20 protein-coding genes are annotated in these 19,609 nt (G+C 72.2%); 5 read left to right on the top strand and 15 right to left on the bottom strand.

Features of this window, described 5'->3' with window-relative positions; all coding sequences use genetic code 11:
* Positions 1–76 precede the first annotated feature (76 nt).
* Both KY462_13705 and KY462_13700 read right to left on the bottom strand, forming a co-directional pair.
* The gene (locus KY462_13705; GenBank protein ID MBW3578768.1) at positions 77–2,329 is read right to left on the bottom strand and encodes a cell wall-binding repeat-containing protein; all 2,253 of its coding nucleotides are present in this window, start codon (positions 2,327–2,329) and stop codon (positions 77–79) included.
* A gap of 175 nt (positions 2,330–2,504) precedes the next feature.
* Positions 2,505–2,903 (bottom strand): hypothetical protein, encoded by a 399-nt coding sequence (locus tag KY462_13700; GenBank protein ID MBW3578767.1) that lies wholly within the window; start codon positions 2,901–2,903, stop codon positions 2,505–2,507.
* A gap of 55 nt (positions 2,904–2,958) precedes the next feature.
* On the opposite strand from KY462_13700, the gene KY462_13695 reads away from it, so the two are divergent.
* Entirely contained in the window at positions 2,959–3,402 is a 444-nt protein-coding gene (locus KY462_13695) for an XRE family transcriptional regulator (GenBank protein ID MBW3578766.1), read from the top strand.
* 165 nt (positions 3,403–3,567) lie between these two features.
* Entirely contained in the window at positions 3,568–4,809 is a 1,242-nt protein-coding gene (locus KY462_13690) for a hypothetical protein (GenBank protein MBW3578765.1), read from the top strand.
* Positions 4,810–5,008: 199 nt separating this feature from the next.
* Here the strand turns inward: KY462_13690 and KY462_13685 are convergent, their stop codons facing one another.
* The 13 genes from KY462_13685 to KY462_13625 form a co-directional block, all read right to left on the bottom strand.
* Positions 5,009–8,122: a hypothetical protein gene (locus KY462_13685; GenBank protein MBW3578764.1), complete on the bottom strand. Its 3,114-nt coding sequence runs from the start codon at positions 8,120–8,122 to the stop codon at positions 5,009–5,011.
* Between the two features lie 13 nt (positions 8,123–8,135).
* Positions 8,136–8,816, bottom strand: a complete 681-nt coding sequence (locus tag KY462_13680; protein ID MBW3578763.1) for a hypothetical protein — start codon at positions 8,814–8,816, stop codon at positions 8,136–8,138.
* Positions 8,817–8,986: 170 nt separating this feature from the next.
* The gene (locus KY462_13675) at positions 8,987–9,988 is read right to left on the bottom strand and encodes a hypothetical protein (GenBank protein MBW3578762.1); all 1,002 of its coding nucleotides are present in this window, start codon (positions 9,986–9,988) and stop codon (positions 8,987–8,989) included.
* Positions 9,985–10,401, bottom strand: coding sequence for a hypothetical protein (locus KY462_13670; GenBank protein MBW3578761.1), 417 nt, complete (start codon positions 10,399–10,401; stop codon positions 9,985–9,987). The genes KY462_13675 and KY462_13670 overlap by 4 nt, the downstream gene beginning before the upstream one ends.
* Positions 10,402–10,405: 4 nt before the next feature.
* Positions 10,406–10,807: a pilus assembly protein gene (locus tag KY462_13665; protein MBW3578760.1), complete on the bottom strand. Its 402-nt coding sequence runs from the start codon at positions 10,805–10,807 to the stop codon at positions 10,406–10,408.
* Positions 10,804–11,184: a pilus assembly protein gene (locus tag KY462_13660; protein ID MBW3578759.1), complete on the bottom strand. Its 381-nt coding sequence runs from the start codon at positions 11,182–11,184 to the stop codon at positions 10,804–10,806. The genes KY462_13665 and KY462_13660 overlap by 4 nt, the downstream gene beginning before the upstream one ends.
* Positions 11,185–11,187: 3 nt before the next feature.
* Positions 11,188–11,457 carry a hypothetical protein gene (locus tag KY462_13655; GenBank protein MBW3578758.1) on the bottom strand — a complete coding sequence of 90 codons (270 nt, stop codon included), beginning with the start codon at positions 11,455–11,457 and terminating at the stop codon, positions 11,188–11,190.
* Between the two features lie 11 nt (positions 11,458–11,468).
* Positions 11,469–12,317: a type II secretion system F family protein gene (locus tag KY462_13650; GenBank protein ID MBW3578757.1), complete on the bottom strand. Its 849-nt coding sequence runs from the start codon at positions 12,315–12,317 to the stop codon at positions 11,469–11,471.
* Positions 12,314–13,165, bottom strand: a complete 852-nt coding sequence (locus tag KY462_13645) for a type II secretion system F family protein (protein MBW3578756.1) — start codon at positions 13,163–13,165, stop codon at positions 12,314–12,316. The genes KY462_13650 and KY462_13645 overlap by 4 nt, the downstream gene beginning before the upstream one ends.
* A 1-nt stretch (position 13,166) precedes the next feature.
* The gene (gene tadA / locus KY462_13640) at positions 13,167–14,495 is read right to left on the bottom strand and encodes a Flp pilus assembly complex ATPase component TadA (GenBank protein MBW3578755.1); all 1,329 of its coding nucleotides are present in this window, start codon (positions 14,493–14,495) and stop codon (positions 13,167–13,169) included.
* A complete protein-coding gene (locus KY462_13635) occupies positions 14,492–15,157 on the bottom strand; it encodes a hypothetical protein (protein MBW3578754.1) in 666 nt (221 codons plus the stop codon). Before KY462_13635 ends, tadA begins: the two co-directional genes overlap by 4 nt.
* A 38-nt stretch (positions 15,158–15,195) precedes the next feature.
* Positions 15,196–15,885 carry a hypothetical protein gene (locus KY462_13630; GenBank protein ID MBW3578753.1) on the bottom strand — a complete coding sequence of 230 codons (690 nt, stop codon included), beginning with the start codon at positions 15,883–15,885 and terminating at the stop codon, positions 15,196–15,198.
* 132 nt (positions 15,886–16,017) lie between these two features.
* Positions 16,018–16,386 carry a hypothetical protein gene (locus KY462_13625; GenBank protein MBW3578752.1) on the bottom strand — a complete coding sequence of 123 codons (369 nt, stop codon included), beginning with the start codon at positions 16,384–16,386 and terminating at the stop codon, positions 16,018–16,020.
* 310 nt (positions 16,387–16,696) lie between these two features.
* Here KY462_13625 and KY462_13620 point away from each other — a divergent pair, with 310 nt between their 5' ends.
* The 3 genes from KY462_13620 to KY462_13610 all read left to right on the top strand — a co-directional run bounded on the left by KY462_13620 (position 16,697) and on the right by KY462_13610 (position 19,363).
* A complete protein-coding gene (locus KY462_13620) occupies positions 16,697–16,834 on the top strand; it encodes a hypothetical protein (protein MBW3578751.1) in 138 nt (45 codons plus the stop codon).
* 33 nt (positions 16,835–16,867) lie between these two features.
* Positions 16,868–18,712: a hypothetical protein gene (locus KY462_13615; protein ID MBW3578750.1), complete on the top strand. Its 1,845-nt coding sequence runs from the start codon at positions 16,868–16,870 to the stop codon at positions 18,710–18,712.
* A gap of 90 nt (positions 18,713–18,802) precedes the next feature.
* Positions 18,803–19,363 (top strand): TraM recognition domain-containing protein, encoded by a 561-nt coding sequence (locus KY462_13610; GenBank protein ID MBW3578749.1) that lies wholly within the window; start codon positions 18,803–18,805, stop codon positions 19,361–19,363.
* The last annotated feature ends 246 nt before the right edge of the window (positions 19,364–19,609 follow it).

Raw genomic sequence — 19,609 nt, 5'->3', positions numbered from 1 at the left:
GGGCGGCGGTAAGAGCTGGGCAGGCGTCAGCGTCCAGTGGTCCGGGCACGCGCCGTCGTGCTCTCCCGGCAGGGGTTCAGTAAGAAAAGGTGTCCACGATGGTGCCGTCGGGAGCGATGAGCTGGGCGGTGTCGCCGGTGTTGTTCCATACGGCGGTGCCGCGCCCGGCGTGGCAATGGTCGGCCCCGTCGTTGCCGGGCCCGGTGTACAGCCGCGCGGTCTGGCCGGGGTTGACGGTGATCGGGCACCAGGCCAGGACGTGGCCGGCTTGGTCACGGACGGTCCAACCGTCCATCGAGACAGCAGAAGTGCCGTCGTTTCGCACGGCGATGTACTCGCCGCCGTCGAAGGCGACGTCGTCACCGTCGGGGTCGGCCACGATCTGGGTGATCGCCAGCGGCGCGGCCCGGGCGCCGTTGTCGGCTGCGGGCGGGTCGCAGGTGCCGTCGCGGGATCGGTCGGCCTGAGCCTGCACGTTGTCCGTGAGCGCGGCGGGGCCCCCGACCAGCGACACCGACCGGATCCGGCACCCGAGGGTTTCGAGCAGCCCGGCGGCGTCGCGGGTGGTGCCATCGATGTCCATGCTGTCGGTGGGGCTAAGCGCCAGGATCCCGCCGGTTGCGGCCACGGCCGGCCCGGCAGACAGCGCGTCGGGGAACGCCCCGCCGGTGGCGATCCACACGTGATCGGGTGATCCCCCCGCGGCGATCGACGCTTGACCGACGGCGTGGGACGTTTCGAACCGGTTGGCGCCGGCCAGCCGGCCGGCGACCGCCACGCCGGCGGCGCGCAGCTCATCCAGCGCCGCCTCGCCGATAGCCGCCGGCCCCCCGACGGGGATGACCGTGTTGACCTTCAGGTCGGCAACGGCGCGCATGGTGGCGTCGGGCACGTCGTGGGGGCCGGTGAGCAGAATCGGACGGTGCTGCATGGCTGCCAGACCCGACACCGACACCGCGTCGGGGAAGTTGTCGCCGGCGGCAAGGTAGGCCACGTCGGTCGTACCCCCAGAGGTCTGCTTGGCGATCAGCGCGGCGGTCTCCCACCGGTTGGCCCCCCCGATGCGGGCCACGGTGGGCGCCAGCTGTCGGGCACGGTCTTCGACCGCGGGTGACAGCGCGGCGGTGCCGCCCAGCAGCACGATGGTGTGGGGGTTGAGGCGGCGGATCTCGCCGGCGATCTCGTCGACCAGCGCCGACTGGGCGGTGAGCAGGACCGGTGCGGCCAGCGACGCGGCCAGCGGCGCGCCCGACAGCGCGTCGGGGAAGTCCCCCGCCCGGGCCAACACCACCGTGTCGGCTCTCGGGAACGCAGCCTGGGACACCGCGATTGCGGTGGCGATCCGGTCGGCTCCGGCGTGGCGGGCGACCCCGTCGTGCCCGGCGTGACCGCCGGCCTCGTCCACACGGAACCGCAGATGGTGGGGCCGCCCGGACGTCGAGATCGCCACCAGGTCGCCCTGGACGGTGACGGTCACGTCCCCATCCACCACGGCGCCGTTGGGTGACTGGGTCTGGAACAGGGCCGTGCCGGCCAGGTTGAGTCGGCTGATCGCCTCGCCGGTGGGATGCCCGTGACTGTTGGCGCCCACCGAGATGATGGCGGCCTGGGCCGACAGGGTCGAGGTGTAGGTGGTGTTGGACGAGAAGCGTGACCCGTGGTGGTTGACCTTGGCGACCTCGACGTCGCCGATGTCGTCGGCCACCGCCGACTCCACGTCGGTGCGGGCCCCTTCGTTGCTGCCGTTGATGTCGCCGCAGGTGGCCATGTCGAACTGGCCGTACTCGACGTGCAGGCACAGGCCCCGGTCGTTTTCCTCCGATACCGCCACCCCGTCGGCGGCGGTGCCGTCGGTGCCTGCCGACACCACCGTGAACGTCACCTGCTGGGCGCCCGCACACAGGGCGAACACCGCACCGATGTCCACGGGCCGGCGAATCCCGGCAGCGGTCACCCAGTCGTAGTAGCTGCGGTAGGTGTCCGAGTCCTTGACCGTCCGGTCGCCGCCGCGGTCGTACACCGCCTCCAACCCCACCCCAGCAGCCCCGCCGACATGCTCCATGTCACGGACGTGGTCTTGGTCGTAGTGAGAGACCGCTCCCCATTTCAGCCTGCCGCGCGCGTTGCGGGCGTCCAGCCAGCCCAGCACCTCATCGCGGGCACCGGCACCGGCATCCACCATCCCGACCTCACCGCACGGGCCGACGAACAACGCCGCGTCGTTCTGCCCCACCGCCAACTGAACGATCTGCAACGTGTCCGCCGCCACCGCCGGGACGGCCGGCAGCAACGCAGCCACAGCGACCAACACGAGCACGAGCCGACCCACCAAGCCCTCCACAGTCGCAGATCTCGCTTTGGTCAGCCCGGACCGTAGACGCCGTGGCCCTGCGTGCACGCCAGGTCACGTCCAGCCGTGACGTGGACGCCTACGAACCGTCCTGGAGCTTCCAGGTAGAGCGCGGCGTTCTCAGTCGGCCGGTTCGCCGTAGGATTGTCCCGCTTCACCGAAGGTGGTACTGCACCGCCGCGACGTTACCGACCGCGGCTGCGTGGGCCGCGCCGGTGAACGCCTCGAGGGTGGCCACATGCAGCTGTAGCCATCGGGCGGTGTGATCTTCCCGCCATGGCATCAACCCGTGAGCGATCTCGTGGGTGAGCGTTTCCAGCAGCTGCTCGCGGCTGGGGTGGTCTGCAACCCAGATATGCCGTGTGCCAGCGTCGCTGCCGCGGGCACAGCTCCCACGCGTCTGGCTACTCAACGGGCGCAAGTCTCGGGCGTGAATTTCGAACTGGCTCCAGTGGCGGTGGTAGCGCAGCCGGGTGCGGGGGCGCAGCCCCAACCGGTCCACCCATGCTCGGGCCACCGTCTCGACCTGGTCGGCGTCGACGTCATCGAGCATCCACACGCCAGAGCCCGCTTTCGCCTGGGTCCGACACGTATGCTATCCGGCAATGGTGAGGAAGGGCGTCCGCGGGTTCCACCCGGGCCGGTTGCGCTCCGCACGTGAGGAACGTCGAGCCCGCACAGGTCACGCCACGGGCCGGTGGACCCAGGAACACGTTGCCGAGCTGCTCGGTGTGGAGCGCACCAACTACCTGGCCTGGGAGCACGGCGGTCGGACACCGTCGCCAGCGACGTTGGTTCGACTGGCCGCACTGCTCGGGGTCGCACCGCACGAGCTGACGGATGTCGACCCTGACCAGGCGACCCTCGTCGACCTGCGCCAATGGGCCGGTCTGACCCAAGGTCAGGTTGCCGACAAGCTCGACGTCTCCCGCTCGCTGTATGCGGCGATCGAGCGTGGTGAGCGCGCCCTCGACGAACGTCACCGGGCGGCGTTGTCAGAGATTTTCGGAGTGACTTCCGATCGTGTTCGCGCAGCTGCGGAGCGCGGCTAGCGGGAGTCCCCCACCGCGTCTGTGCTCGGGCTTCTGTTGCGCCGGCCATGGGGTACTTCCCTATCGTTATATCTTTCGTCACTACTTCCATTACTTTCGTCGCATAGTTGACTTCCACGTCTCGCGATGAAACAATCCGGCAGAACTCGTCTAGGAGAGCCGCCTATGAGCGATCAGCCCGGACGCGACCCCGAGGCGCATGCTCAGACGCTGTCTGCCGCGCGGTGTGCTTGGCCGGGCGGCCACTGGAACAGCGAGTGTCCCCACTCCCCCGCTGAGAGCCGTCCCGGGGGCCGCCCGCGGATCTACTGCGAGCGGGACGTCGACGGTGTGCGCCACGATGCCCTGCGCGCCCACCGCGAACGCATCCGGCGTGAGGCCGAGGCTGCGGGCGTCACACTCGACGAGGACGACCCGCGGCTGTCCCAGCCCTTCACGGGCCCGTCGGTGCGGCTGCGCGACGTGGTAGGCGCCACCGTCGACGAGCTACGCCGCAGCCGCGTCAGTGTCGACGCCGCCGTCACCACGATCGCCGAGATCGTCGACGATGAGCTGCTCGACCGCGCCGAGGTGGAACTGGACATCGCCCGCTCAGAGGCCGAGGCCGCCAAGGCCGACCGTGACGCCAAGGTCAACGCCGCCGAAGCCGCCCGCCGCGCCACCGAGGCCGCCGCCGACGCCGAGCGTGAGGCGGCTGCGATCGCCGATCGTCAGCGCCGCGAGGCGGAGGACCAGCTGGAGGTGGCGTTGACCGAGCGTGACGACGCCCGCGAGGAGGCCCGCGCTTCCGAAGAGCATCGCGCGGAGGCGGCCGCGGCCGCCGAAGCCGCACAGGCCGCCCAGCAGTCGGCGGAGCAGCGGGCACAGGCCGCCGAGGCCGCGCGCGACCAAGCGCTCGCCGACGCCGACGCAGCGCGTCGAGACGCCACCCGCGCCGGCGAGGAGCGTGACACCGCTCGGCGCGACGCAACGGAGGCGGAGCGCGAGCGACGCGACGCCGAGCTGGCCCGCGCTCGGGCCGATGAGGCCCGTCAGACGGCTGAGGAGCAGGCGCGGACCTCAGCTGCTGCGGCCAGCCGCCTCGAGGTCGACAACGTCCGGCTCGACGGCGAGCTCGCCACCGCTCGCGGGCGACTCGAGGAGGCGGGAGCCCGGATCGACGACTTGCGCGGCGCGCTGGAGGAGGAGCGTCGCCAGCTGGCCGAGGCGCGCCAGGACCTCGAACGCGAACGGTCACGCACCGCCGACCTCGAAGCCCGCCTCGACAGCGTCCGTACAACCCTCGATGAGGAACGCACCGCCCACGCCAAAGCTCGCGAGCAGCTAGCCGAACTGCGTGCCACGCGGCAGCGCGAAGGCGATCGCGACCACGCCAGCGACCCCGGGGCTGGCGAGACCGGCGAGTAGCCCGGCCAGTCTCCGGGGTTTGGTGCTGGGAGGCCGGCCCCGGTCGTAGCCGGATGCATCCCCGGGGCCTGCCACTCCCCCGCCGCCTCACCGGGAAGTTCGACGATCTCCGCGCAGACCCTTGCGGGGCGACTTCGTGTTTGCTGTGTGCAACGCCGCAAGCCTGGCGCAGGGATTCCCGGCTGCTGCGTGGCCAGGACTATATGGCGATGCGGTCGGTTTGGATCTGGTTGTACAGGTCGGTGAGGTCGTCGATGAGGATGTCGGTGAACTCGGGGCCGTCGTCTTCGGCGAGCTTGGCGCGGGCTTCGGCCATGACCGCTTCGGCTTCGAGAAGGTTGCCGGTGGCGCCGGCGACCCGGAGACGGATCTTGTACAGATTGATGGAGCCGGGGTTGCCGGCCAGTCCGCGGGTGGCGGCCCAGCGCGCCCCCTCGTAGTCGTCCACGGCCAGGCATAGTTCTGCGAGGGTGCGGGCGGCCTCGTCGATCGCCACGCACGCGGCGGTGACGTGTCCTTCTGCGTGCGCCCAGCTGTAGGTCCCGGGCCGCGTGCCGGAGAAGGGCTCCCCGTCGACCAGCTCGAGGGCGGCCTTCAGCGTTGCCCGCTTGTGGTCGTCGCACTGGTGTTTGGCGGCCTCGACCAGCTGGTGGAAGCGGTGGAGGTCGCAGCCGACGCTGTTGGCCACCCGGTACAGCCCGGCTTCGATGCGGGGCAGGTGCCGGCGGCCGTCGGGTCCAGCGTCCAGGGTCGTGCGCGCGTCGGACGTGACCCGGTTGAGCCGGTCGTTGTCGGGCGGCTCGCCCGGCCACAGGGCCTCCATGAGGGTGTCGGCGGCGACCCCGCGCGGGTGCAGCGCCAGGTAGGCCACCAGCTCAGCCGACCGGGAGCGGCGGAAGGGCTCAGTGCCGTCGATGCGGACGGTCCCGAGCACGTGGACCTCGACCGGTCCCTGTTCGATCTGGGCGGCAGCCGGTGGCTGGTCTGAGAGGACGCTGCCGTTGGGCTCGTGGCTGATGGTCAGGTCCGGGTAGGCGACCTCGTCGCTGTTTCGAGCGTGGTCGATGAGCCGGCCGATGTCGGCGACCTGCGCGGCTGTGAGGCTGGTGCGCTGACGTGTCAGATCCGCCAGCTGGTCGGGCCGGCGGATACGGATGCGGTCAGCGTCGACCTCAAGTTGCCAGTCGGCGTCCAGCGTGACGTTGCCGGCCACCGCCGCCAGTCCCGCGTGGGGAATGCGCCGGGCCAGTTCGGCGACCTCCGCGGCAACCGCGCCGACAGGGTCAAGCACCACGGTCGGAATCCAGCTGTCGGCGACCCCGTCGATGCGGCCGGCCAGAGCTGGTGCGGTGGCCGGCCGGGCCGCGGCCAGCGGCAGCGTCTCGTCGACCAGATCCGCCAGGTCGTCCAGCAGCCGGCTCGAGTCGTCGACGTCGACGACGTCGATGCGATCTAGGCTGGCCAGCTCGCTACCGAACCCGACGCACACGACCCGCACGTCGGTGGCCAGCGGTGAGGTCGCCAGCTCAACGGCGATGGTGGCCAGGATGTCAGCCACCTGATCGGGCGGGCCGTGCAGCTCGGTGACCGTCAGCTGCTCGAGGTGCAGCAGCAGGATTGCTTCGCGAATGTGGCCGATGGTAACCAGGGTGGGTAGCGGCCCCGGATAGTGAGCGGCGTCCGCCAGGGTGGCCTGGTCGACTTCGTCGAGCCGGCGGATCCACTCCAGGTCGCTGGGGGCCTGCCAGCCGTCGGGCGGGGGGGCCGGCTGTTCGAGCATTACGGTCAGCTGCTGGCCGGTGTAGTGCACCCCGACGATCTGCGGTGGCGCCTCAGGGTCGAGCTTGGACGCCAGGTCGCGCAGCACCCGGTCGATGGCGTAGACGGTGTCGGGATCCGCGGCCGCGTGCAGCTGCCGTTCGGTGCCGGTGGGCGGCGGTGGGGAAGGAGCCGTTCCGGGAGGACGCCGCCGCAGCCGAACCGTACGCAGCCGGCGAAGCACCGCGATCACCCCGGCGGCCGCGATTCCCAACCCCGCGAAGACCACCACCCTGGCCGCAGTGCCGTATCCGTGCGCCTTGTCGGCCGACCGGACCGCCGCCGCGGTTGAGGCCACCGTCGGGCGGGGGTGGGCGCCGGCGTGCGGGGCGGCCTGGCCGGGTTGGGGCAAAGGACGCCCCGGCGGCGGGCCGGCCAGATCCGGTGTGCCATTCAGGTGAGGCACATCTTGGGCCGCACAGGTGGGGTCTTCGACGCGCCCCTCGTCCTGCTGGTCGGTGGGGCCGGAAAGCCCCATGGTGTCGGCGGCCGCACGCGCACCGTCGGTCCCGGCGGCGGCAGGCAGGTCGGGAGGCGGGTCGCTCGGCTCGGCTGCGGCGGCGTCGGTGGTCTCGGCGTCGGCGGGCGGGAGCACGTAATGCTCGCCGGGGTAGATCAGATCCGGGTCGTGCGGCGGTGCGAGCCGGTGACGGTTGGCGTCGACCAGGCCGCGCCAGTAGTCGGCGGTCTCGGCATCGGTGGGGGTCCGACCGCGCTCGCCGGCCAGGGTGTCCTCGGCAATGGACCAGAAGTGATCGCCCGGCTGCACCTCGACCACGTCTCCGGCCTGGTGCCGGCTGGTCTCGCCGGCAGCGGGTGAGGGTGCCGGCGGATCGACGGACTGGACGTCCAATGCGGCCGGCACCAGCAGCTGCCAGCCGGGCTCCACGAAGGCGGTGTCGTCGGCGATCGTGTGCCCGTGGCCGACTTGACGGCCGATGTTGGCGTTGCGCAGTGCGCCTCCCAGCGACGGGTCGCCGAGCACGTCGGCGGCCAGCCCGGCCCACGAGTCGCCCTCCCCCACCGTCACCAGCCGGCCGTCGGCCGGCGACGCCGGCGACGTGGGCCCTGGCACGGTCGGCTTCGCCGTGGCCACCGGAACCCCCGTCCCGGCCGTCGCGGCAGCCAGCACGGGTTGGGGCGGCCCGGCCACGGTTAGCACGCCCGACACCAGCAGTTGCGCGAGCCACCGCACCCAGCTGGGCACACCGGCCGGCGACGGCCGATCACGCACGACCGCTACGACCTCCAGGGCCAGCATCGCGAGCAAGACCGCCCACACCGTCCAGGCCACAAACGCCAGGACATCGACCCACACCGACGACGCCACCATCCCGGCCCGCACCGCCGCCACGGCCGCCGCCCAGTCGACCGGCCACGCCGGCAACGGGTCGCCGATCACTGTGGCCAGCAACACCGGTGGCGTCGCCAGCCCGGCCAGGATCCCGACCAGCCGCGCCGCCCCGCCGACCCGGGTCCGCAGTGTCGAGCTCATCTCGCCGCCTTCGTCAGTAGACGATCACCGACTGGATCTCGCGCACAGGGAACGACACCTGCTGGCGTCGCACCATCGGCGCCAGCGTCCCACCGACGCTGCCCTGCGACGGCGAGTAGCCCTCCCACGTGACCGTCCAAGTCACGGCCATCGTCGCCGTGACCTCATTGAACGTCTGCCCGTAGACGTGCACGCACGCCCCGCGCCGCTCACCGGGGATCTGGTCGTAGTAGGACGCGTGGCGGTTATACGCCACCCCCGGGGCCGGGCACACCAGCGGCTGCGAGCCGTCCCCCGGGTCAATCGTCATCGACCCCGGTGTTGCGGTCACTTGTACCCACAACGGGCCGTCCTCGGCCCGCACCACGACCGGATCGTACGACCCCTCCGACCACCACCAGGTCTCCGCCAGCACGATGGCCCTGATCTGCCCGTTGGCGGCAGGCCGGTCAAAGCTGTGCCGCATACCCGGCAGGGGCGGGTCGATCTTCGCCAGAGCCTCCAGCCGCAGCCCCGGGACCGTCGTGCCTGTCCTGGCAGCGCCGACTGGGCAGTTGTCGACGCAGGTTCGGCGCCTCTGGGTGGTGCCGTCCGAGCAGTTGTGTGGCACCGAGAGCCACACCGACCCGTCCGCATGCTCCGTGATCCGCGACGGGCTGAACTCGGACCCGCCACCCCGGGGGGTGCACGTCACGACCGGCCCCTTCCGGGGGGCGACAGGGCTGGTCTGCTTCGGGGTGTGCGGGTCACAGGTCTCAACTAGACCGGCGCTGTCTTTACCCTGGCGCTGCGTGTTACGGCAGTGCCCGTCGGCCGACGCGGGCGTTGCGAGTGCGGCGAGGGCGACCGTGAGGGCCAGGATGGTCAGCCGGCGAAGCATCGGTGGTTCTCCGGGGCGTCGGGCTCATCGGGGTGGGTGGTCTCGGTGCTGGCCAGCAGCCATTCGCCGTCGACCTGCTGCCAGATGTTCGTTTCGAAGGCGGGAGGCTGCTCGGGGGCGACGAAGCAGTTCTCGCTGGTCACATGTGCGGGTGTGGCCGAGACGATCTCGTGGCCGCGGATGGCCTGGGCGAGGTCGAAGCTGTACACGTAGTCGCCGGGCGACTCGCGTAGCTCAGCCAGCAGCTGGCCGGTGGTGAGTTCGGCGAGCCGGCCCAGGTCGTTGCCGGGACGGCCGCGGCGGGCCCAATCGTCGAAAGCTTGGACGAGGGCCTGCCAGTTGATCTCGATCTGGTCGGCAACGTCGGGCGGCACGCATTTGGCGTAGGCCGCTTCGGGGTCGTCGGGCGGGGTGTACTCGTCGAGCAGCCAGCCGCCGCCGTCGAGGTCGGGGACGGCGCGCAGGGCCACCTTGGTGTAGGTGGTGGTGAAGGGGTCGAGTTCGCCGGGACGGCCGGTGGCCACGTCGGTGAGCTGCCCGTCGACGGCGACACAGCCGGTGGTCACCCAGCTGTCACCGTCGCGGACCGGGTCGCTGAGCAGGGCGGTGTGCGGGGTGCCGCGCAGCACAGGAACAAAGGACAGGCCGGCGTTCTGGCTGATCTCGTTGGCCTGGGCGAGCATGTGGTGGCGCGCATCGCCGTCTGGGGTGGTGAGCTCGGCGAGGCGGTCGGTGACGTGCCCGGGCACCTGCTCGGGGGGCATGGGGGGCAGGTTGAGCAGGATCTTGCGGTAGTCGTTGACCAGCGCGTCGACTTCGGCCTCGGTGGGGCCGGCCGGGGTGGGGCTGGCCGCGGCGGTGGGCGTGTCGGCCGGCGTCTTCGGTGTGGCCGGGTCGGCTTGGCCGGAGCCGTTGCAGGCAGCGGCAAGCAGGACGGCGGTCGCGGTCAGCGTGACCAGCCGTAGGTTGCGGGTGGGGTGGGTCATTGGGTCGCCGTCGGGTCAAGGGCTTGGGCCGTGCGGGTGGAGGTGACCGTGTGCCGGTCGACGCCAACCAGGCTGAGCAGGGGCAGGGCGAGGTTACGGCGGGCGGTGACGGTGACGGTGGCGGCGTCGGCAGAAACCTCGCCGGTCATGCCGGCGGCGGCCAACTCTGCGTGGGCGGCGGCCTGGGCCCGGACCCCGTCGAGCAGTCCGGTGTCGGGGTCGACCGCCCGGGCGCCCGCCCGGGCGGCGACCTGGGCGACGTCGGAGGTCTCGTTGAGCGTGGCCAGTACGCGCGAGCCGTCGGCGACCAGCGCGAACATCAGCATGCCGACGCCGGCCAAGGCGATCAGCCACCAGATCACGAACCCGCCGGCCTGGTCGGCGATGGCACGATGCCAGAGGCTGGGGCCCATGTGGCTAGTCCTGGACGAAGAAACGATCGATGGTCGACCGGCCGGTCGCGGTGACGGTGCGGGTGGGCACGTCCAGCCCCGCCATCTGCGGGGTGTCGAGCACACAGTCGACGGTGACGGCAACGACCTCGTCGGTCGAGGTTGTGGCGGTCGACCAGCTGCTGCAGGCGCCGTTGGCCAGCCGGCCGTCGACCAGCGTCGCGGCGGCTGCTGGCCGGTCGGCGGCGGTGCGGATGCGGGAGGCCACCCGGGCAGCATCCTGGGCGGCCAGCGCGACGTCGCTGGGGGTCTGGGCGCCGGCGCCGGCCCAGATCACCAGCCAGAGGATCGCCAGGATCAGCGGTGCGCCCAGTGCGAGCTCGACCACCGGGGCTGAGCCGTCCTGGTCGTGCAGACGCCAGCTCACGGGGCGACCCACCGTTCTTTGGCGGCACTCTGCGCGACGGTGACGGTCCGGGTCAGGCCGGGCACGACCGCGGGGGTGCGCACGGTGGCAGTCAGGGTCACGGTGCTGGAGGCCGCGGTGGCGGTCAGCTCCAGGATTTCGGCGGCCGAGTGGGCGGCGATCAGCTGGCTGGCGATGGCCTTGCCCTGGGCGGTGGTGCCGTCGGCGGCGGTGGCGGCGGTTAGGCCCTGCTGCACGGCAGTGACCACGACCTGGCGGGACAGCAGGTACAGGCCCAGGTGCAGCACCGCGCCAAGGGCCAACGCGAGCAGCGGCATGATCAGGGCCGCTTGGACCAGGACTGCGCCGTCCTCACCGTGTCGTGCCGCCGAAGCCATGCGTTAGCCGCTGGACGTGGGCAGGTTGTTGGCCTCGGTGGTGACCTTGCCCGAGATGATGTTCATGTAGGCGACGGTGATCAGCGCCGCCAGGCCGGTGAGCAGGGCCACCACGGCCAGCTCAGAGACGCCGGTCTGGTCGCGGTGTGCCTCGCGGAGCCGGCCGGCCAGCCATGGAAGAAGCATGGTGGGGGCGGCCAGGACCGTCAGCAGCGTGGTGGCGGCCGTGACAGCCGGTAGCAGCGCGGCGGCGGTGCGGGAGTGGGTGGTCATCGGGTCTCCTTTCAGGGGCTGAGGAACGATTGGACGGCCGGGTACACGACGAACGCGGTGAGGCAGATCCCGAGCAGTGCGAGCGGGACGGCCTGTTTGACCTCGGCGGCTTTGATCGCGGCCAGCTGGTCGGCCAGTTCCTGTTCGCGCAGTGTCTGGGCGCGGGTGAGCAGCGCCTCGGTGGGGCTGCCGCCGACGGTGTCGATCAGCCGTAGCTCGGCGGCCAGCTGCCGCAGCTCCGACACGTCGGTCTCGTCACCCAGGGCGGCCAGCGTGTGCCAGGTCGGGCGGCGGTCCTCGACCGCCCGGACCAGGGAGGAGTGCAGCATTCGGAAGGTCCAGTGGGTGCCGGCCGTGGCGGCCTGGCGCATGGCCTGTTCGACGCCGAGCCCGGCACGGATCATCATCGCGGCCATCTGAGTCCAGGCGGCGATGGCCAGTGCCATGGTGCGCCGCCGTTTGGCGGCCGCGTCGCGCAGCTCGTGCAGCCCCAGGTACCAGCCGGCGACGGTCCCGGCGGCGGCGAACAGCGGCAGCATCTGCAACGGCACGCCGAGCAGACCGGCCAGCAGCACCACGGCCACCAGCCCACCCGCGGCCCAGGCCAGCCGGCCGGTGACGAACTCGGCTGGGGTGCGGCCCAGCAGGGCCAGGTCGGGCAGCACCGCGGTGGGAGTGCGAGCCACAAGCTTGTCGCGCCAGCGCCGCCACGGTCCGGATCGGTGGGCGGCGTAGCGTCCGGACAGGACCGCCTCGACCCGCTGGTCCAGCGGCGCCAGCGGCGGGCGGATCCCCCAGACCGCCGCCACCGTGCCGGCACCCACCAGCAGTCCGGCGGCTACCGCGACGAACAAGGTCATGGGCGTACCGCCCGCTGGCGGAAGAACCGCTCGGGTCGGGGGACGGCGGACCACCAGGTCAGCAGCCACAGCGCCAGCCCGGCCAGGCCCAGCAGCACCAGCAGGGTTGCCTGGCCCTCGAGTGTGGCGTAGGGGGCCATCAGGTCCGGCGAGGACGCCACTAGGTAGAGGGCCATGGTGGCCCACACGGCCAGCACCAGCCGTTTGGCTAGCCGCAGCCCGCGGGCTTCGGATTCGACGTGGCGAAGGTGGCGGAGGTCCTCGTCGGCCCAGGCCCCCAGCGCCTGCAGCGCCGCGGTCACCCCCTGGCTGGAGTGGGTCAGCGCCGAGCGCAGCACGGTGGCGGCACCATCGGCGACGTGGTTGTCGAGCTCGTCGGCCAGCGCCTGGAGCGCCGCTGTGGGACCCATCCAGTCGAGCCGCTCGACCATTCGCCGCAGCGGTGCGGCCAGCGGCGAGTCCGGTCTGGCCAGGCGTGCCGTTTCGCGCAGCGCCGACTCGAGGCCGACGCCGGCCTGGAGGCTGGTGCGCAGCTGCAGCAGCCACATCCGGGTGGCGTCCAGCATCTGACGTTCGCGGCGTTGGGCGGCCGCGGCGCGCGCGGCATGGGGTGCCAACCACACGAGCGCGATGGCGAGCATCCCTGCGACCGGCCAGCCGGTCGCAAGCCACGCGGCAACCGCGATTAGCCCGACCCCGGCGGCGGTGCCGTAGCGGCGTGTTGCCCGCCGCCAGTCGATGGTGCGCTCGGCCGCCGGCTGGGGTGTGCCGGCCAGCCCGACGCCGACCGCGACGGTGGCGGCTGCGACCAGCAGCCCGGACAGCAGCGCCACGACGGTGGTGCCCACGTCAGCCCACCTGCCTGACCGGGGTGATCCAGCCGTGTTCGACCAGCCGCTGGTGCAGCCGCAGGGTCGGGCCGTCCGCGACCACAAGCCGACCGGCCGTGTCGGTGCGGTAGGCCTCGTGCAGGGCGAGCACGCCGTCGTCGACCCCGTCGATCTCGATGACCTCGGCGACGTACCGGCGGCCGGTTGCCGGATCTCGACGTTGCCAGACGACCAGGTCGACAGCGTCGGCGACCATCTTGCGGGCGGTGGACTCGGTCAGCTGTGAGCTGTTGGCGGCCAGGTACACCAGCCGGTCCAGCGCAGCGCGGGCCGATGCGGCGTGCACGGTGCACAGCGACCCGCCCGCCTCGCCCAGCATCGCGTCGATCATGTCCGAGGCCTCGACCGAGCGGACCTCGCCCACGATCAGCCGGTCGGGGTTCATGCGCTTGGAGGCGCGCAGCCCGTCCGCCAGGCTGAACCCGCCGGCTCCTTCCGCGTTGGGGCGGCGGGTTAGGATCTCCACGGCGTCGGGGTGCAGCCGGTTGCCGTCGCGGTCGACAGTCCTGGGATCGGTGACGGCCAGCTCGCGGACGTCCTCGATGGTGATCACCCGCTCGGCCGGGGGAATCTCGTTGATCAGGCACCGCGTGGTGACGGTCTTGCCGGCGCCAGTGCCGCCGGCGACCAACAGATTGCAGCCATAGCGCACCGCCGCTGACAGGAAGTCGGCTACTGCTTCGTGCAGCGTCCCCAACCCGACCAGCTGGGAGACACGGAAGATCGACAGGTCCAGGCGGCGGATGGTGATCGAGGGCCGCAGCGTGACGTCGCGGACCAGCTCGACGCGGTGCCCCGACGTCAGTGTCACCTCGGCGGTCGGGCTGGTCTCGGACCATTCCTGCTCGCCCTCTTGGCCGTAGCGGCGCGAAATCGTCCGGCCGAGCTCGAGCAGGTCGGCGTCGCTGTCCGCGACGGGGTCGGCGCGATGCTTGCTGCCGTCGGCGCGCACAACCCACACCTGGTCGCAGCCGTTGATGTGGGCGTCGGTGAGGTCGTCGTCGAGCAGCGGCTGCAGCCGGCCCAGCCCGACCAGCTCCGCCAGCGCCGCGTGCAGGGCGGTGGCCCAAACCGCGTTCCGCCCGTCGGGCGTCATCGTTGCCGGCAGCAACCCGCTGTCGTCGGTGCGCAGCCTGCGGACCTCGTCGGCGATCAGCTCGGCGACCTGGTCGCGGTTGAGCTGCTCGGCCACCTGACGGTCGAACCGGGCGCCCATCTGCCGACGAACGCCGTCGACCACCGCACGGACCACCGGCCGCACGGTCGGATGCGACCAGCTCAAGGTCACACCGCCACCTCCGCCGTCAGCCGGCCGGCCAGCTCCCGGCCGGTGCGCACCAGCGGCGCCCGGCGAAACTCGCGGCGAGCCGGCGCCAGCCCGCACAGCGCGGCGGCGGACGGCCGGTCCACCGGGACCGTAGCCACCAGCGGCCAGCCCAAGGTGGCGGCGGCTTCGGCGGCGGGGTACCGGCCGGGCCCGGTCGTCTGCTCGCGTACCAGCAACGCCAGCGGCCCGGCGCGGTGCAGCCAGCTGGCGACGGCCTTGGCGGCTGTCACCTGCGCGACCGTCGGGTCGATCAGCACCCACACGTGCTCCGCGGCGGAAAGCAGCTCGAGCTGATCGGCCGACCCGTCGACCCGGCCGGCGTCAATCAGCACCGGGTGGGCGATCGCCGCCAGCTGGGACGCCAGCCAAGAACCCACCTGCGCCTGACGCATCACCGTCGCCGCCGGATCGCCTGGCAACACCCGGGAGCCTGCCAGCCACGGGCGGGCCCGCCCCCACAGGTCCACCCCGCCGGCGACGTCCATTGCCAGCTCGGCGATCGTCTCCTCGCGCGGCCAGCCCCACCGGGCCGCCACCACCCCGCCCGACGGGGCCGCCTCCACCACCAGCAGCGGATCGTCGACGGTCGACGCCGCCGCGGCGGCGGCCACCAGCGTTGACACCCCCGGCGCTCCCGCCACGGACACCACCGCCGCCGAAGTCACGGCACGACCGCCAGCGAGACGCGTCCGGCCGTGCCGGCTGCCGCCACCGCTGCGGCCCGCGCCGCCGGCACGGACAGGGTCACCAGCCGCGGGGCTGCGGCCCCCTGGTCGGACAGCACCACGACCGCCTCAACCAGGCCACGCTCGACCAGAACCTGGCTGTCGTCGCCGCCCTGCGGTCCGGCGCTCGCAACGACCTGGACCGCGTCGCCTGGCCGCAGCCCGGCCGAGGGGAACCCGCCCGGATCCAGCCGCACCCCGACCAGCGCCATCCCGTCGGCCACCGTCAGCTGCTGCACGGTCAGAGCCGACGACACCAGCTGTCCGGCGGGCAGATCCGCGGCCCACACCCGGCCGGTTAGCTCATCGCGCGACGTCACCGTGGCGGGCACCAGCCCCGCGGCGGCGTCGGCAGCCACCTCCACCGGTTGGAGGCCGTCGGGTTCGACCGGTTGGCCGCGGGCTACGGCGGTGGCGGTGGCCCACACCAGCGTGCGGGCCGACGCGGCGTTGAGCGCGGCCGCGACCAGAGTGGCGGCCAGCGCCGCCAGCACCAGCCCCACGATCACCAGCACCGGCCGACGGCGCCGCGCCGGGGACGGCATGCCCGCCACGCCACCGTCCGGCGGCGTGTGGCTGGCCGCCCGGGAGCGAAACGGCGCGATTGTTGGTCCGGTGCTGGTCACGTCGGCCCCCCGCTCCCCCGCCTACAGGACGCACGGCCCGTCTCGTCGGGTTCGTACGGTAACCGTGGTCCGTGCCGGTGGGAAGAAGGTTCGGCGCACCGCGTCGAGCGACTCATTCCCCGGGCAGGCGAGTCACCGGCGTGGACGGTTGATCCGGTCGATCCACACCTGTTCGGCGTCCCCCCACCGCCACCGCCGACCCTCGCGGGTGCGCCTAGCGGCGACGTGCTCATCGTCGGTGAGGTCGTCGGGGTCGACATCCAGGCGCTCGACCAGCAGCCCGGCCGGCACCCAGTCGTCGGGCGACACCGCCTCACGGCCCGCCAGCCGCGCCCAGGCGGCCACCTCCGACCACAGCCACAGGTGGATGCGCGGGCCGGTGTAGACCGGCGGCGGCATCGGCGCCGTGCTGTGTCGCAGCAGCTCATGGACGCGCTGCACCCGCGTCAGACCCATCCGCACCACGATCACACCCGCGGTCACCAGGTCGTCGACATCCACGGTCCGCCCCACACGGGCGGACCCTATTCATCACGGCGTCGACGGCCACACCGCCAGCATACTGCAATATGACGAAGCTGTCGGCGCGTGCCTGTCACGTTCGCCGTCCGCGCCCGCCCTTCTTACAGATGGGGAGACAGGACGGGGTGCGGCGTTGCGTGACGACAGGAGCCCACACGCCTGCGGAACGCCCCGTGTGACGTTGAAGAACGGGCGTAGATACGAGACGACCCCGGCGGCAACCGGGGTCTGGTCTCTGGATCTGGCCAGAGCTCCGGGCGCAGAAGGAGCTCACGATACCGATGTGGTCGTGAGTATACCCGGAGTCCTGGTGCAGGTCGAGTACGCCCTCACACCCGAGGAGTACCGACCCGATGATCGACCCACCAGGGTCGGCGGCCGCCTGCGACGGGCCGCGCGGCCGACGACCGCCGCGAACGTGTCCTAGCGCCGCGCAACACGGCCGGCAGGCACCCCGCCGGTGACCGCCAACCGCTACACGCGCGGGCAAGAGCGGCGGACCCAGATCGCCCAGGCCCGCCAGCTCGTGGCCAGTGGCGAGCCCGCCCTGATCGCGGCCGGGCTGGCCGAACTCGTGCGCCGGCCGGGCAACACCCACGGGCGCCGCTACGCCGCCGGCGGCGCCAACGTCCTGGCCGGCTCGGTCCCGCCCGACCGCGTCGCCATGGTCGCGATCAACCACCCTCTGACCGTGACCCCGTCGTACGCCTACATGGTGCTCGACGTCGACTACGACCGGGCGCTCACCGACGCGGCCCGCGACCGCATGCGCGGGCAGGTGCACGACCTGATCGCGCTCGTGCGGCCCTGCGGCGTGGCGGTCGTGAGGGTCCCGTCGGGAGGCGGCCACGGCCGCTGGGCCAACGAGCACGTGTGGCTGGTCACAGGCCATCACACGTTGCGGCTGGAGCACCGGCAGCGGCTCGCCGAGTTGCTGCGCGTCCGGTACCCGGACCTGAGCGCAATCGGCGGGCTGGTGGACGGCCCACCGGCGGCGCAGCAGGTTCGACCGCCCGGGTCACGTCACCGCTCTGGATGGTGGCCCACCCTCGAGCGTCCCGACGAGATCCTCGAAGCGCTTGCCGGGCCGGGCCCGACCGCAGCCGGCTGGGCGCTGCTGTTGGACCGGCTCGCGCCCACTAGCGCTGTCCAAGCCGCCGGGCGCCCCAGACCCACCGCCGGCGCCGCTGCCCCGGCTGCGTGGGCTCGCCACCTGCTCGAGTGCGGCCCGGGCCCGGCGGCGAACCGGTCGGTGGAGGGCTGTCGCCTCATCGGCCATCTGCTCTCGCGCGGCTGGGACCCCGCGCGGATCACCGACCGGCTGGTCGACTCCCCAGCGGTCGACTACCTCCGAGACCGGCTCGGCCGGGCCGACCTCCACACCCGTGTGCGCAACGACGTGGCCAGAATCGCCGGCAAGCACCGGCGCGCCCCGCGTCCACCGATACCGGCCGCCGTCACGGCCGTCGCCGCGCACTGGGACCTCATCGAGCTGCCCGACGGGTCACGGCCCCGCTGGCTGACCCAGTCCGGCCGGGCGGTGCTCGGCGCTCTAGCCGCCGAAGCCGCCCGCACTGGCCACCTGACCATCGGCGCCGACCAACGCACCATCGCCGTCGCCGCTGGCGTGTCTGCCCGCACGGTCGGGCGCAGCTACCGGCGCTGGGCCGACCACGGCGTGCTCCGCCTGGACCTCGACGTCGACGGGAACATCGCCGCGGTCACGATCGAGCCGACCCCGCTCGGGCGGCTTCTGCCCAGGGACCTAACTGCCACACCAGATGTACACACCCCTGAGGGGCTACGAGCGCACGATGCGTGGGCGCACCGCCCTTCAGGGAGCCCGAGCGTCGGTGCGTTGCTGGGATCGGCGGCACGACGGATGTGGCTGCAGCTGGAGCGGATGGGGACGGTGACGGCGGCAGAGCTGGCCCAGGCATTGCAATGGGCGCGGGTGTACGCGCGGCGGATACTGCGCCGTCTGGAGTGCTACGGGCTGGTCTACGAGGAGCGCGGGGCGTGGGTGGCGGCAAGCGGGCCGCTGGTCGCGGAGCTGCTGGACGCCGCAGCCGTACGGCTGGGTACTGGCGGGGTGCTGGCTGAGCGGCAACGCCGCTACATCGACGAGCGAGCGCAGTGGGCGACGATGCGTGACGATGGGCCCGCTCCCCCGGCAGTGGCTGATGTGGCCCATGGTCGTGCGTCCCGGCGGCAGGGATCATCGGTGTCACAGTTGCTGCTGTGGCGTCGCAGCCGGCCGCCGGACGAGGGGTCGGTGGGCATCCGTGGACCGAGCGTCGCATAGACGCGAGCGTCGGTCAGTTGATGGCTTGGTCGCCGACGCCGGCCAGATCGGCGCTCGCAGCATGAGGCAAACGACGAGGACAACCAGCGGATCCTCCGGCCACTGTTCGTCGGTCTGGTGGACGCGGTGATGCGCCACGCCGCCAACCGAGTGAACCGCGGTGTCCGTGCCGGGCGGCCGCTGATGGTGCTGCTGGACGAGGCCGCGAACTCGGCGCCGTTGCAGGATCTCGACCGCTACGCCTTCGTTAGCCGCGACCGCGGCGTGCAACTCGTCACGGTCTGGCAGGACCTCGCCCAGATCGAGGACCGCTACGGCCGTGACCGGGCCCGCACCATCCTCAACAACCACCAGGCCAAGGTCGTGCTGTCCGGCGTCACCGACCGAGGGCTACTCGAGTACCTGTCGGGCCTGCTCGGCGACGAACGGATTCTCCAGCGATCCACCACCGGACGGGCCTCGAACCTGTCCGAGTCCGAAACGTGGCGGCCGTTGGCCACCGTCGACGAGCTCCGGCGGCTCCCGACCGACCGCGCCGTGCTCGTACACACCTCGACGCGGCCCGCTCGGATCCGTCTGCGGCCCTACTACCGACAGCGTCAGTGGCGAAAGCTGGCCGACCGGTGGCAACCCATCGGATCGGCCGAGTGAGGCGCCGGCAAGAGGTGACGGGCAAGGCTCGCGTCGAGTGGGCGATGAACGACGCCATTCCCCGCACAGGTCACCGCCCACTAGGAGTGCATTCCGAGACGGAGGTGCCGCGCGCAGCCCGGAACCTGTCAAGCTTCTTGAGACAAGATCTTCAAGGAACTACTGAGTCGGCTGCTCCTTGTCGGCGGTGTCGTTGGGTCGGTTGATCCAGACGGTGCCCGGCAGCGTCGGCGGTGACGGTGGCTT

This window comes from Actinomycetota bacterium (genome assembly GCA_019347675.1).
Classification (GTDB): domain Bacteria; phylum Actinomycetota; class Nitriliruptoria; order Nitriliruptorales; family JAHWKO01; genus JAHWKW01.
Note: the sequence above shows the minus strand (reverse complement) of the source record. Positions and strands in the feature narration are given on the sequence as shown.

Excerpts from the sequence above, each read along its gene's own strand:
- KY462_13655 (MBW3578758.1), bottom strand. The coding sequence starts at position 11,457 with ATGACCACCCACTCCCGCACCGCCGCCGCGCTGCTACCGGCTGTCACG.
- KY462_13675 (MBW3578762.1), bottom strand. The coding sequence starts at position 9,988 with ATGACCCACCCCACCCGCAACCTACGGCTGGTCACGCTGACCGCGACC.
- KY462_13660 (MBW3578759.1), bottom strand. The coding sequence starts at position 11,184 with ATGGCTTCGGCGGCACGACACGGTGAGGACGGCGCAGTCCTGGTCCAA.
- KY462_13700 (MBW3578767.1), bottom strand. The coding sequence starts at position 2,903 with ATGCTCGATGACGTCGACGCCGACCAGGTCGAGACGGTGGCCCGAGCA.
- KY462_13670 (MBW3578761.1), bottom strand. The coding sequence starts at position 10,401 with ATGGGCCCCAGCCTCTGGCATCGTGCCATCGCCGACCAGGCCGGCGGG.
- KY462_13650 (MBW3578757.1), bottom strand. The coding sequence starts at position 12,317 with ATGACCTTGTTCGTCGCGGTAGCCGCCGGACTGCTGGTGGGTGCCGGC.
- KY462_13690 (MBW3578765.1), top strand. The coding sequence starts at position 3,568 with ATGAGCGATCAGCCCGGACGCGACCCCGAGGCGCATGCTCAGACGCTG.
- KY462_13685 (MBW3578764.1), bottom strand. The coding sequence starts at position 8,122 with ATGAGCTCGACACTGCGGACCCGGGTCGGCGGGGCGGCGCGGCTGGTC.